The organism is Ornithinibacillus liuyingii (assembly GCF_055550225.1).
In genome coordinates this window covers 19819-33267 of the sequence record NZ_JBPWOS010000005.1, presented here as the reverse complement: position 1 = coordinate 33267, position 13449 = coordinate 19819, and the positions used below count along the sequence as shown (strand labels likewise).

Annotated in this window: 11 protein-coding genes; 1 reads left to right on the top strand and 10 read right to left on the bottom strand. The window is 36.5% G+C overall.

The window, feature by feature from the left end; all coding sequences use genetic code 11:
- Positions 1–102: 102 nt before the first annotated feature.
- From motS to ACSKT4_RS07835, 4 genes are all read right to left on the bottom strand, one after another.
- Complete coding sequence (gene motS, locus ACSKT4_RS07850; RefSeq protein ID WP_186871328.1) at positions 103–882, bottom strand: flagellar motor protein MotS; 780 nt, start codon at positions 880–882, stop codon at positions 103–105.
- Positions 872–1696, bottom strand: coding sequence for a flagellar motor protein MotP (gene motP, locus ACSKT4_RS07845; protein ID WP_186871327.1), 825 nt, complete (start codon positions 1694–1696; stop codon positions 872–874). The genes motS and motP overlap by 11 nt, the downstream gene beginning before the upstream one ends.
- Before the next feature lie 59 nt (positions 1697–1755).
- Entirely contained in the window at positions 1756–2751 is a 996-nt protein-coding gene (gene ccpA, locus ACSKT4_RS07840; protein ID WP_186871326.1) for a catabolite control protein A, read from the bottom strand.
- 308 nt (positions 2752–3059) lie between these two features.
- Positions 3060–4136 carry a bifunctional 3-deoxy-7-phosphoheptulonate synthase/chorismate mutase gene (locus ACSKT4_RS07835; RefSeq protein WP_186871325.1) on the bottom strand — a complete coding sequence of 359 codons (1077 nt, stop codon included), beginning with the start codon at positions 4134–4136 and terminating at the stop codon, positions 3060–3062.
- A 170-nt stretch (positions 4137–4306) separates the two neighbouring features.
- Between ACSKT4_RS07835 and ACSKT4_RS07830 the strand changes: the two genes are divergently transcribed.
- Complete coding sequence (locus ACSKT4_RS07830) at positions 4307–6439, top strand: cell division protein FtsA (protein ID WP_465823139.1); 2133 nt, start codon at positions 4307–4309, stop codon at positions 6437–6439.
- A gap of 243 nt (positions 6440–6682) precedes the next feature.
- On the opposite strand, the gene ACSKT4_RS07825 is transcribed toward ACSKT4_RS07830, so the two are convergent.
- From ACSKT4_RS07825 to ytpR, 6 genes are all read right to left on the bottom strand, one after another.
- Entirely contained in the window at positions 6683–7060 is a 378-nt protein-coding gene (locus ACSKT4_RS07825) for a YtxH domain-containing protein (RefSeq protein WP_465823138.1), read from the bottom strand.
- Between the two features lie 16 nt (positions 7061–7076).
- A complete protein-coding gene (locus ACSKT4_RS07820; protein WP_186871322.1) occupies positions 7077–7478 on the bottom strand; it encodes a DUF948 domain-containing protein in 402 nt (133 codons plus the stop codon).
- 298 nt (positions 7479–7776) lie between these two features.
- Positions 7777–9078: a UDP-N-acetylmuramate--L-alanine ligase gene (murC, locus tag ACSKT4_RS07815; protein ID WP_465823137.1), complete on the bottom strand. Its 1302-nt coding sequence runs from the start codon at positions 9076–9078 to the stop codon at positions 7777–7779.
- Between the two features lie 173 nt (positions 9079–9251).
- Positions 9252–10361 carry a nicotinate phosphoribosyltransferase gene (locus ACSKT4_RS07810; protein WP_186871320.1) on the bottom strand — a complete coding sequence of 370 codons (1110 nt, stop codon included), beginning with the start codon at positions 10359–10361 and terminating at the stop codon, positions 9252–9254.
- Positions 10362–10442: 81 nt separating this feature from the next.
- Positions 10443–12158, bottom strand: a complete 1716-nt coding sequence (locus ACSKT4_RS07805; protein WP_465823208.1) for a DNA translocase FtsK — start codon at positions 12156–12158, stop codon at positions 10443–10445.
- A gap of 665 nt (positions 12159–12823) precedes the next feature.
- Complete coding sequence (ytpR, locus tag ACSKT4_RS07800) at positions 12824–13429, bottom strand: YtpR family tRNA-binding protein (RefSeq protein WP_186871318.1); 606 nt, start codon at positions 13427–13429, stop codon at positions 12824–12826.
- Positions 13430–13449 lie beyond the last annotated feature (20 nt).

Here is a 13449-nt window from a genome sequence, read left to right as displayed (position 1 = left end):
CTGGGGGCTCTACTCGTGGAGTCTACATATGTACTCAACGCACAACTCTATTAATCGTTTCTTATTTCAACCATACCATTACTTCTTACTGTCTTATCCTCTTTAACTCTCTGTATAGGATTCTTCCAAAATAACTATTTCAACTCTTCTATTTTTGCTTCGATTACTAGCACTATCATTCGGGACAAGAGGTTTTGTGTCACTATAACCGGCAATGGAGAACCTGTCTTCATCCAATTTGTTCTCATCTACTAATAGCCTAACTACACTACTTGCACGTGCTCCAGATAGCTCCCAGTTCGATGGGTATCGGTAACTAGACATTGGTACATCATCCGTATGTCCTTCTACTTTAATATCATTATTGATTTGTGATAGTAAATTCCCTACCTTTGTTAGGAAGGGGTGTGCTGATGGGAGAATATCAGCCTCTCCGGAATCAAATAAAATACTATCCTGTAACACTAATTCTACTCCACGTTCAGAACGATTAGCGGATATTACATGGTTTAGACTATGCTCGTCCAAGTATGCTTCTACTTCGTCCATCAAATTACTTAAAGAATCCTCAGCTGTATCGGAGTCTGGTTTGGACTTTTTATCATCATTAACAGGCATATCAAACTCATTTGTAGTCTGACCCTTTTCTTCCGTGCTTGTGTTTTCCGTAGGATTATCCATCGGGACAGGAGATGGGAAGAAATCAAAAATCATCCGATTCTTAAACGATTCAGAAATCGCTTCAAATTTAGCAGAGTCAATCTGAGACATAGAGAATAGTAAGATGAAAAAAACTAATATTAAAGTGACCATATCGGAGTACGTTACCATCCATTTCGGTGCACCCTTTTTTACGTTTTTTCTTCCTTCTCTACGCTTCATTTAGGCCATCCCCCACATACGAAGACGCTTCTTCGACTGCATCCTTATCCTTCGTATCAACTGATAAAAAGGCTCCTAGCTTCTCTTCGAGTATTCGAGGATTCTGACCTGATTGAACACCAATAACACCTTCAATGATAATTTGCTTGATAAAAACCTCTTCCTCTGTTTTACTCTCTAGCTTACTTGCCATCGGTATAAATACAAGGTTAGCAAGCACCGTTCCATATAAGGTAGTTAAAAGAGCAACTGCCATACTAGGACCGAGTGTAGCGGGATCTGTCAAATTATTTAACATCAGCACTAAACCAATTAATGTTCCAATCATTCCCCATGCTGGTGCATATTCCCCGCATTTTTCAATAATCATTCTTCCACGATAATGACGTTCCTCCATTGCCGTAATCTCAGCATTCATAATATCGTGAATTACTTCTGGTTCAATACCGTCAACGGCTAAGAGAATACCCTTTTTGATAAATGGATCATCCACGTCTTCTAATTCATTTTCTAAAGCTAATATTCCCTCGCGTCTTGCGCGTTCAGAAAGTCGAATAAATAGATTAATTAATTCAGGAAGCTTTTGTTCATTTTGATGAAAGGATTCTTTCACTACTCTTCCCGTTAATTTAATTTGGTCCATTTTAAAGTTAATTAATAATGAACCTACTACTCCACCTAATACTATTAGAATGGAAGAAATATCGAGGAACGATACAAACCCTTCTGCACCTGCATTTGATAGTATCGCCGCCATAATCATAATAAAGCCTATGGTAATGCCGATTGGAGTTAATAGATCTCTTTTTCTCATATTCCCTCTCCCCAAACTTCTGCTTCATAAACGCTATATCTTATATATCGACATTTATATTACTTTGTTGAGTTTCTTTCGACAAGACGATGTGGCAATACTACCTTTTTCTCTTCTACTTCTTCTTTGTTCATATATTTAGTCAATAGACGCATCGCTACAGCACCAATATCATACATTGGCTGCACAACAGTAGATAAGGTAGGGCGAACCATATTAGCTAATTTTGTATTATCAAATCCAAAGACTTCTAAGTCCTCTGGAACACGATATCCTAAATCTTGTGCACCATGGATTGCACCAAGGGCAATAGCATCTGAAGCTGCAAATACTGCAGTAGGCTTTTGTGATAAGCTCATAAATTGCTCAACTGCTTTGATTCCAGATTCGTACGTGTAATCACCATTTACAACATAATCTGCAACAGGCTCAATCGATGCTTCTTTTAAAGCACGTAAATAGCCTTGATATTTTAACTGATTAATGGTTTCTTCTTCATTACCATTAATAAACGCCAAACGTTTATTTCCTTTATCAATTAAATTTTTTGCTGCTTCATATGCAGCAACTTCATAATCAATATTGACTGAAGGAGTAGCTTCTGTACCATCATAGGTAGCAGCTAATACTACTGGAACGGAAGCAGTTGAAAATTGGTGGATATGCTCTTGTGTTATATTTCCACCCATAAAGATAATTCCATCTACTTGTTTTTCAAGCATCGTATTAATTAATTGAAGCTCTTTATCCTTATTTTGATCAGAATTACTCAAGATAATATTGTATTTATACATTGTCGCTATATCTTCAATTCCTCGCGCTAATTCTGCAAAAAATATACTAGAAATATCTGGAATAATCGCGCCTACAGTTGTAGTCTTTTTACTAGCTAGCCCACGTGCGACTGCATTTGGACGATAGCCCAATCGCTCTATCGTTGCCAATACCTTCTTTCTAGTTGTTGGTTTTACATTCGGGTTACCATTTACAACACGGGAAACGGTTGCCATGGAAACATTTGCCTCTCTTGCTACATCATATATTGTAACTGTCATTTTATAACCTCCTAATTCCGTTCCATTCGACATGAAATATTCTATTAACAATCATACTCTACCGCGATAAAAAACACAAAAAATTTAACAGCAGCATAACCAGCCGCGTAGCATAGAGACTGGCTAAGCTATAAGAAATGGAGACATATCCCCTTTATTGAGGTATGTCGACATAAGTTGCTGGTGTTGCATGTCAACTCCTCTCCTTCTTAGTCGATATTGACTATATTAAAAGTGAATGAGCTATAATACATGCTGGTACTTATGCAACAAGAAAGAGAGCTTGACCCCAATTGAATCAAACTCTTCTAGCCAATAGATGAAGTGTATTTAGATAACTCTTGTAAGAAGTTTTCAAACATCTCAATATCCATTTGCTGTCTAGAATCAGATAGTGCAACTGCAGGGTCGGGGTGAACCTCTGCCATAATACCGTCCGCTCCAATCGCTAAAGCTGCCTTTGCAGTTGGTATTAATAAATCTCTTCTACCTGTTGAGTGTGTCACGTCAACCATTACAGGTAAATGTGTCTCTTGCTTCAATATCGGTACTGCAGATATATCTAATGTATTTCTAGTCGCTGTTTCATACGTGCGTATTCCTCGTTCACATAGAATAATATTTCCATTTCCTCGAGAAATTATATACTCTGCTGCATTGATAAATTCTGAAATTGTTGCGGACAATCCTCGCTTTAATAAGACTGGCTTATCAACCTCTCCTGCCGCCTTCAGTAATTCAAAATTTTGCATGTTTCTTGCCCCAATTTGAATTACATCAACATAATTAAGAGCAGTTTCAATATGAGCGGGATTGACGATTTCACTAACTACTGCTAGATCAAATTCATCTGCCACCTGTCTAAGAATTTTCAGCCCCTCGAGCCCTAACCCTTGAAAATCATATGGGGAAGTTCTTGGTTTAAATGCTCCACCCCGAAACAGTTTTATGCCATTCGCTTTAACAGCCTTTGCGACTTCTCTCACTTGATCATAGCTTTCTACTGCACAAGGACCCATAACGTAATGAGTCGCTCCATCGCCAACTTTTTCCCCTTTAATGTCGATGACGGTATTCTCAGGCTTACGCTTCCGAGAAACTAACAATTCTTTACGATGATCATCCTCAATTAACTCTAATCCAGCCTTAAATATTTCTTTAAAAATATGTTCAATGGTTGAATTATCAAATGGACCATTATTATGTTGAATTAAATGATCTAACATTTCTCTTTCTCTTACAGGATCAAAACGCTTCATCCCTTGGTTATTTTTGATATGACCAATTTGCTTTACAATAGCTGCTCGTAAATTCACAAGTTCAAGTATTTGTAAGTTAACATCATCAAGTCGATGCCTTAATTGGTCTAGTTCATTGTGATTCATGTATATGCCTCCTGAAAGGAAAACTACAATTAGAATAGATTCTTCTACTTAATGTGACCCAATTATAGCTAATAATTTTCTCTTTGTCATCTTAAAGTTTATAATAATAGTAGATTTAGTTAGAATGACGATGGTATATCAATAGCTATCAATTTAGGGGGATTTACATAATGAAAGAAGATTACATATTTGCTTTAGATATAGGTACCCGTTCCGTTACGGGAGTAATTTTAGAAAAAAATGACTCTACGTATACACTAATTGATTATTGTATGAAAGAGCATAAGGTTCGATCGATGTTGGATGGGCAAATCCATCATGTGGAAGAAGTAGCTAACGTCATCAATGAAGTGAAGGTAATGTTAGAGGCTTCCCATGGACCATTACGTAAAGTTTGTGTAGCTGCAGCTGGTAGATCACTTAAAACGATCACATCCTCTGCTATACTGGAACTAAATCAACAACCAATTACTGAGCATGAGACAATCAAGCACTTAGAGTTAAGTGCAGTACATGCTGCACAACAAAAGATCTCTTCTGATGAAACTGGTCATGATTTTTCTAACTATTATTGTGTAGGTTATTCCGTGCTCCATTACAAAATTGATGAGGAGCGAATTGGTTCCCTAATAGATCAAATTGGTAACCATGCATCAGTAGAAATTATTGCGACATTTTTACCTAGAGTAGTGGTCGAATCTTTACTTTCAGCACTGAACCGCGTGAATTTGGAAATGGATGCTTTAACACTAGAACCTATTGCCGCAATTCAAGTGTTAATACCTGAATCCATGAGACGTTTAAATGTCGCGTTAGTAGATATTGGTGCAGGTACTAGTGATATCGCCATCACCAACACCGGTACGGTCGTTGCCTATGGCATGGTACCTATTGCTGGGGATGAGATTACAGAAGCGGTAAGTGATACATATTTATTAGATTTCCCATTAGCTGAAGTAACGAAACGACAAATAGTAACGGAGGGTAGTGCTACTGTAGCAGATATATTAGGATTTGAAACTACGATAACTTATGAGAATTTGGTAGCTGATATTGACAATAGCATTGATCGATTAGCTTCTGCCATTGCCAAGGAAATATTGCAATTAAATGGGGCACAGCCTAAAGCTGTTATGTTAGTAGGAGGCGGTAGTCAAACCCCAGATCTCACTACCCGGCTGGCAAATAAACTTCAGTTACCAGCAAATCGAGTAGCTATTCGAGATATTGATGCAATCCAAGTTTTAAATAAAACGGATAATCTTCCAAAAGGACCCGATTTTGTTACACCAATTGGAATTGCTATAGCAGCCAAACAAAATCCGATTCATTATATTTCACTGAAGGTGAACGAACAAACCATTAGAATGTTTGAATTGAAGCAATTAACTATTGGAGACTGTTTAGTCCAAGCCGGAATAGAAATCAATAAACTATACGGTAAACCAGGAATGGCATCGATTATTTCACTAAATGGCAAACAAATTACATTACCAGGAGAATTTGGAGGGGCACCGACTATCCTGTTAAATAATGAACTAGCAACTGTAGATAGCTTCGTACAGAATGGTGATACAATTGACATCACGAAAGGAGCAGATGGCAACCAGCCGATTGTCAAATTACAGGAGCTTGTTGGTGATTTACCACCAGTCAAAATTAAATATAATGAAACGACTTTTGAATTAAAATCTACCTACTATGTCAATAACTCACTTCAAACTAAGGATTACATTATTCAAGACCGTGATATTATTGAAATACGTACACCGAGAACGATTAAAGACTTTTTCACTATGGTTAGTACCGAAAAACTCCCTGAAGAAAAAGAATTTATTTTGTATGTAAACAAGCAAAGAATTAATTTAGGTGTCGCGGAAAATCAAATCTTAATTAATGAGAAACCCGCTACACTTCACAATAAGCTAAAAGAGAATGATCATTTAACAGTTTTACCAAAAACGATTCCTACCGTTAACACATTGCTTCAAGCTATTAAAAAGGAATATTACTTTGAAATAACGGTTTTGTTTAATCAGCAAACTGTTACCCTTACTCAGCCACAACTTATAATAAAACGTGGTAAGCAACGATTAGATTTAGATGATGAACTATATCCAAATGATCAGATTTTCATTGAAGAAAAGAACATTGAACCGTTTATATTCCAAGATGTTTTTCGCTTTGTAGATATTGATTTGTCTAACGCAAATGGAAATTTCGTATTAACGAAAAATGATCAGCCTACTACTTTTTATGAACAAATTATAGCCGGTGATAGATTGGCTATTGTTTGGGGATAAATCAATCGCCAATTAAATCAAGAAAGGCCGAACTAATTCCATTCTTTAATCAAATGGGAATTAGTTCGGCCTTTTCATTCTGAAGAAATTTGTTGGGCGTCTATATACCTCTGAACTTAACTAATTAGTACTGTACTTCAAAGGTAATGCTGTTCCATTATGAGATCTTCTTCATGTTTATTTCTTTAAATAATTTAATCGAGTAGGGTTAATCATTACCCTTTGTTGTGGACCCACTTCTATTTATTGATTTTGCTCTACAGCATCGCCTTTAGAAGTATCCTCTGCCGCGCTCTTCTCTGTTTTACGTAGATCCTGTATTTTGTTTTGAACATTGGAGGTAATTTCTTGTGTTTTTTGTTTTAATTCAGAGCCCTTTTCAGTCGCAATTTCTTTCCATTCTTGGCCTTTAGCTTGTGCTATATCTTTCCATTCCAAGCCTTTAGCTTGTGCAACATCTTTCCATTCGGTAGCGCGCTCACGTACTTGTTGAGCCCCTTCATTTATATCCCCACGTAATTCTTTTCCAGACTTTGGAGCGAATAATAAAGCTAGACCGGCTCCTACTGCTGCACCAATTACTGCACCAACTACAAAATCTCTACCATTATTATCTGCCATCTAAATCTTCCTCCCTTTATTTTCTCTTTTTTATGAAATCAAATAGTGCGGCACCCCATGTTACGGCTTGTGATGCCTTATCTTGATTCTCTGCCATCGATCTAGAAATACTTGATGAAAATTGTTTTAAAGTTTGATTAAAATCTTGCACGGTTTCTCCAATTCCCTTTACTCCATCGAACAAACCATCTAGTTTAGCCGTTTTTTGATTGACATCCTCTGCAAGTGCATTTGTTTTGTGTAATAATTCCGTTGTCTCGGTTGTAATACCTTGCATTTGCTTCTCAAGACCTTCAAGCGTATTCGCAACATTATTTAGTGTGCGCGTTGAAGCCTTTAGTGTCATTGCCAAATATACTACTAGCACTGCAAAAGCAACTGCAGCAATAAGAGCAGCAATATATAATAATACTTCCATCTGATAACCATCCCTTCCATGTATAATTGCCAATATGCATGTGCTTGTACATATTAAGAGATTCCCTCATTTTTCGACATTTAAACATTGGCATTATATCTTTAGCTCTATCTTAGTATATCTCCATTATAGGCTTTTCTATCATAAAATTCGACTGATTTGTAGCAGATAATTCTAATAGATGTATTATTTTCCTATCAAAAAGCGAATGGAACAGGGGCAATTACCATCTTTTACCTTGATTTTTTCTAAAAAAAGTCTGTTGCTATAGCAACAGACTTTTTTTAGTTGTATCCATTTATTTAGCAGATAATGCATCCTCATAGGCATGCTGGAATTTTTGAATATCACCTGCACCCATGAAGATTAGCACACTATCTTCATGCTTCATTAATTCTTTAACTTTCTCGAGTTCGAGAATGATACTATTTGGTATCAATTTTTGCAAATCGTTAATCGTTAATTGTCCACTATCTTCCCTAGCAGATGCAAAAATCTCACATAAATAAATAGAATCCGCTTCATTTAGACTGTCTGCAAATTCTTGTAAAAAAGTCTTAGTCCTTGTAAAGGTATGCGGTTGGAAAATAGCAACTACCTCTTTATTAGGATATTTCTTCCTAGCAGATTCTATAGTAGCCGTAATTTCTCTAGGATGGTGTGCATAATCATCAATAATGATTTGGTTGCTGATATTCTTTTCGCTAAAACGACGTTTAACACCCTTAAAGGTACTAATATGTTTCATCGCATCTGCATCCATACCTTCATAATGGCAAATCGCTATAACTGCTAGTGCATTTAATACATGATGATTCCCATACATTGGAATGGTAAATGTATCATAATACGTATTCCGAACAAATACATCGAATTTTGTACCCTCTTCTGTTTCCTTCACATTTTGGGCTTGGAAATCATTTGTTGGTAAAAATCCGTAATAAACTACTGGCACCTTCGCTTGAATTTGCTGTAGTTTTTCATCATCTCCACAAGCGATTATACCCTTTTTAACATTATCAGCCATAGACTGAAATGCATCAAATACATCATTGATACTTGAAAAGTAATCAGGGTGATCAAAATCGATATTGGTCATGATTGCATAATCTGGTTCATAACTAAGAAAATGTCTACGATACTCACATGCTTCAAATACAAAGTAATTGCTATCTACATGTCCATTTCCAGTTCCGTCACCAATAAGATATGAAATTGGATAGGATGAATTTAGAACATGTGCTAATAATCCTGTCGTAGAGGTTTTACCATGAGCTCCCGTTACGGCAATACTCGTATATTGCTTCAACCATTCTCCTAGGAATTCATGATAACGGTAGAAAACTAACCCTTTACGTTTTGCCTCTTGGATTTCAACATGTTCATCTGAAAACGCATTACCTGCAATAATCGTTAAACCATCAGTAATATTCTCCTTCGAAAAAGGATAAATCGGTATGTTTTTTGATTCAAGAGCTTCCTGGGTGAAAAATTGCTTTTCCACATCTGAGCCTTGCACTTTTTCTCCAGAATCATGAAGAATTTGTGCTAAAGCACTCATTCCAGTACCCTTTATACCAATAAAATGGTAAGTTGTCATAAAAAAGAACCTCCAACTATATGTGTAAGAACAACACGGGATGTGCATACTTTCCGAACAATAGCACCTAGTCGTTTACTACTAAATAAATTGTAATAACATTAAATAATTATACCAAATATAATGTAGTTATAAAATAGTTATTTCGATGTATCATAACCACTAGAACGTATTTAAGCCTTATGATATTCCACTTTTTCTAGTCGTGGATTAGGACGATAACGTCGGCCATTTTTTGCTTCTGGAGACCCATTTAATAATACATTATCACCAGTAAAGCCAATATCTTGCTGCAGTAAACTTCTACCTACACCATAGGTATTAACCGGAACACCTAACGATTCAAAATATCGGATTTTCTCTTCAGTGAACCCACCTGTCGCAACGATTTCAACATGTTGAAATCCGTTGTCGTCAAGCGCCTTTCTTAGGGCAAATACAAGTTCAGGATTTACTCCTCTTGGATCAAACGCCCCCATAACATGATGATTTCGGAGAAAATATTTATCCACTAATGTATTGGAAGTATCCAGACGAACACCTTTAAGCTTTTCACCGAATGCACGTGCAACTTTTAATGAATCGGTAATAACATCATTATTATAATCGACGAGTGCTACTAAATCATCATTAGGGTATACTTCATGGTATGCCTCCATCGCTGCAACAACATCACCTTTAAACATTTGAATCAGTGCATGTGGCATCGTACCCATACCTTCTTTGCCCCACCACTCATTCATGGCGTGTGTTGCTTGAGCAGTAGAACCACCTATAAATGCCGCATAACCATCCCCGGCTTGCGTTGTATAATGGTCATCACGGTCCCCCATGAAAATAACTGGCTTCTGCTTACCAGACGATCTTGCCGCTTTTACAACATTATATACATTTGTAGCAATAGATGTTCTTCTAGCCAAAATCCCATCAATAATCCCTTCTAAGTAACCAAACTCCTGGTAAGGGCCTGAGATAGTAAGTACCGTTTCAAATGGGCTAATTTTATCCCCATCTTTTAAGGAATGTATTTCTAGCTTTTCTGGATGATCTGCAAAGGTATGAACGAGTGCAATTGCTTCGTCTGTTCCACAAAGTACAGCATCCTTCTTTTGGAAGAATTGCATTGTTACATGATTATTCGGCACCTTTTTCTCAACTATTTCTTTCGTCTTTAAAAAATAAACTGCTGAAAACCAGCCTTCTTTAATTCGTTTATCAAATTTAAACGTTTTATTTGTTAAACGGTCTATTTGACCGCTTAGCTTTTGTTCTATCTCTTTCATAGTAGTCTCCTTCTAACATATTCCCTATAATATCATATATCCAGTAACCTATTTTAACAAGTAAACGCTACTTGTATCCGTTTAAGATAATAGTTCTTCTAGCTCTGCCTTGGTAATTAGGACATCCCTAGGCTTACTACCATTTTGACCAGAAATAATTCCTTTATATTCAAGTGCATCAATTAACCTAGCTGCTCGATTATACCCTATTTTAAAATGTCGTTGTAATAAGGAGGTACTTGCACTGTCATGGTTATACACAAATTGAATTGCTTCTGTTAGGAGCTCATCCTCTTCCTCATCAGCTTCAAATTGCTTTAACAATGATTCTTGTTCGAATAAATAATTTGGCTCCGCTAAAGAGCTAACATAGCTAGTAACTCGTTCGATTTCCTCATCAGAAACAAATGGCCCTTGTAGACGGACACTTTTACCAGCTCCATTTTCAACAAAGAGCATATCACCTTTACCTAACAGCTTTTCTGCACCACCAGTATCAATAATTGTCCTAGAATCAACTTGCGAGGACACACTAAATGCAATTCTAGTAGGAATATTCGCTTTGATTAGTCCTGTTAATACATCGACAGAAGGGCGTTGAGTTGCTAATAATAAATGTATACCACATGCCCTAGCCTTTTGCGCAATTCTACTAATCGCATCCTCTACATCCTGAGGTGATACCATCATCAGATCCGCTAATTCATCTATTACAATGACAATAAACGGCATTTTTTCATGTCCTCGACCTTGCTTTAATACTTTTTGATTATAGCGCTCAATATCCCGGACACCTTCTTGGACAAACTTCTCATAACGTTCTTCCATTTCATTTACTGCCCATTTTAATGCAGCTGTTGCTGCTTTAACATCCGTAATAACCGGAGATACAAGATGTGGTATGCCGTTATATGGTGCAAGCTCCACCATCTTCGGATCTATTAGTATAAATTTGACATCGTCATGATGTGCCTTATAAATTAAGCTTAACAATATTGTATTAATACATACACTCTTACCAGATCCAGTAGCACCAGCAATTAAGCCATGTGGCATTTTTTGAATGTTCGTCACGATAGGAGCTCCCTCAATATTTAGCCCTAAAGCGATGCTTAATGGTGAGGAACTATCTTTAAACGAATTAGAACCAATTATTTCAGAAAGTCCAACCATTTGCGAGGTCGGATTAGGAACTTCTATTCCAATCGTGTTCTTGCCTGGGATAGGAGCTTCTATCCGAATATCCTTCGCAGACATATTCAACTTCAGATCATCACTTAAGTTTTTTACCTTGCTAACTTTCACCCCTAATTCTGGTTGCACTTCAAATCTAGTAACGGCAGGTCCTTGTGTTGCATTTACAACTTTAGCACGAACATGGAAATACTTAAGTGTCTGTTCGAGTAATTGCTGTTGCTCCTGTATCCATTGATCATTTAGATTACTCTTCTCAACTGGGTCATTTAATAAATGTAAAGGTACCGTTGTATGATTAGAACTGTTATCAGAATCATGTTCCACTTCAACCTTTGGCTGTTGTTTATACTCTACCTTCTTATGTAATATTTTCCTTTTATCTGAAGGTGTCATTATAACATTGTATGGAACACTTCGTTGTTTCTCCCCTTCTGATGTTGGAATTGATGACGATTCCTGATTATTATGATTCGCATCAGCAATTTGCGTAACTTTCTCGGGTTCTTGTATATCCTTATATTCAACCTTATCTTCTTGTAGGTTAGCTGTCTCCTCAAGATCTGGTCGTGGATTACTTATTTCCTCATATGCTTCTTGCATTGGTAAATGATTGACTTCTAGATTACTAGATTCAGAGGAATTCAAGTTAGCATTTATCTCATCATTATGGTGTGAGTCAGAAGTAGTAACTTCTGTTGGTCTCTTTTTTCGTACATATGCTGGAATCGAGTTAACTTCTTTATTTGTTCGTTCTCTAAAGCCATATATCGGCGAAGGGACATCTGTCCTTTCAAAGGGCTTTTTTTCTTTTGTTGTTTTTGCAACATCAGCTTGTTGTGGCATAGGTTGCTTAGCATTGTTAGGTCTATTACCTTTCCGTATGTATGCTGGTGTTTCAATGTCTCCTAATGATCTTCTAATCTCTTTATTAGGATTAGAGATTTGTGGAATATGGTAAGAATTATTGTATGGATATTGATAAACCATCCTCGTTTTAATGTCAGGTTTAGAATCTTGTATTGGTGTATATTCATCATCTTGATAGTCAATTTCTTCTTCTACTTCTACTTCCTTCCAAATAAATGTTTCGATTCTTTTCTTCCATCTATCCCACATTGCATTCACTCTTTTCTCTTGTTCCTTTATAGAATTTCTAATATAATCTCGTTTCACTGGAAAAACTTTTCTTATTCATTAAAAATTGATAATTTTCTCATCTTAAAATGAAAAAGCAACCTAAGCTGTCAAACATAGGTTGCTTTCTATTATACAGTAAAAGCTTGACCAACTGAATAAGAATCATCTAGGATATAAATTCCTTTTTCCTTTGGAGCATTGGGAATTCCTAGCTCTTTTTGCGAGCAAATCATTCCATTAGAAGGTACTCCTCGAAGTTCAGTTGGTTTAATTCTTAAACCACTAGGCATGGTAGCTCCAATTTTGGCAACAACTACTTTTTGTCCTTTATCCACATTTGGTGCGCCACATACGATTTGTAGTAATTCATTCCCTACATCTACTTGACATACACTCAATTTATCAGCATTCTCATGTTGTGTTTTCTCTACTACATAACCTACAACAAACTTCGGACTAAGGTCTAAGTCTAGTGCATCATCGATATTATTATCCGCAAATACTTGCTTCACTTTATCTAATAGTTCATTAGTTAATGGAATGTTACCTGTTTCTTTTAGTTCAAAATACTTCGAAGCATAGGCAATATTATAGCCTAATACTTCTTGATTGCTGTCTACAATTCTTGTTACTGGACCAATTGTTTCATAACTTATACTGTAACGGTCATCAGTTTCTTTAAATGGAATGATTAATACATCACCAATTCCATTAGGATTATAAAATACGTCCATCAAACTCACTCTTTCTACTA

Coding starts and splice junctions, on each gene's coding strand:
- motS (WP_186871328.1), bottom strand. CDS start 882: ATGAAGCGTAGAGAAGGAAGAAAAAACGTAAAAAAGGGTGCACCGAAA.
- motP (WP_186871327.1), bottom strand. CDS start 1,696: ATGAGAAAAAGAGATCTATTAACTCCAATCGGCATTACCATAGGCTTT.
- ccpA (WP_186871326.1), bottom strand. CDS start 2,751: ATGACAGTTACAATATATGATGTAGCAAGAGAGGCAAATGTTTCCATG.
- ACSKT4_RS07835 (WP_186871325.1), bottom strand. CDS start 4,136: ATGAATCACAATGAACTAGACCAATTAAGGCATCGACTTGATGATGTT.
- ACSKT4_RS07830 (WP_465823139.1), top strand. CDS start 4,307: ATGAAAGAAGATTACATATTTGCTTTAGATATAGGTACCCGTTCCGTT.
- ACSKT4_RS07825 (WP_465823138.1), bottom strand. CDS start 7,060: ATGGCAGATAATAATGGTAGAGATTTTGTAGTTGGTGCAGTAATTGGT.
- ACSKT4_RS07820 (WP_186871322.1), bottom strand. CDS start 7,478: ATGGAAGTATTATTATATATTGCTGCTCTTATTGCTGCAGTTGCTTTT.
- murC (WP_465823137.1), bottom strand. CDS start 9,078: ATGACAACTTACCATTTTATTGGTATAAAGGGTACTGGAATGAGTGCT.
- ACSKT4_RS07810 (WP_186871320.1), bottom strand. CDS start 10,361: ATGAAAGAGATAGAACAAAAGCTAAGCGGTCAAATAGACCGTTTAACA.
- ACSKT4_RS07805 (WP_465823208.1), bottom strand. CDS start 12,158: ATGCAAGAAGCATATGAGGAAATAAGTAATCCACGACCAGATCTTGAG.
- ytpR (WP_186871318.1), bottom strand. CDS start 13,429: ATGGACGTATTTTATAATCCTAATGGAATTGGTGATGTATTAATCATT.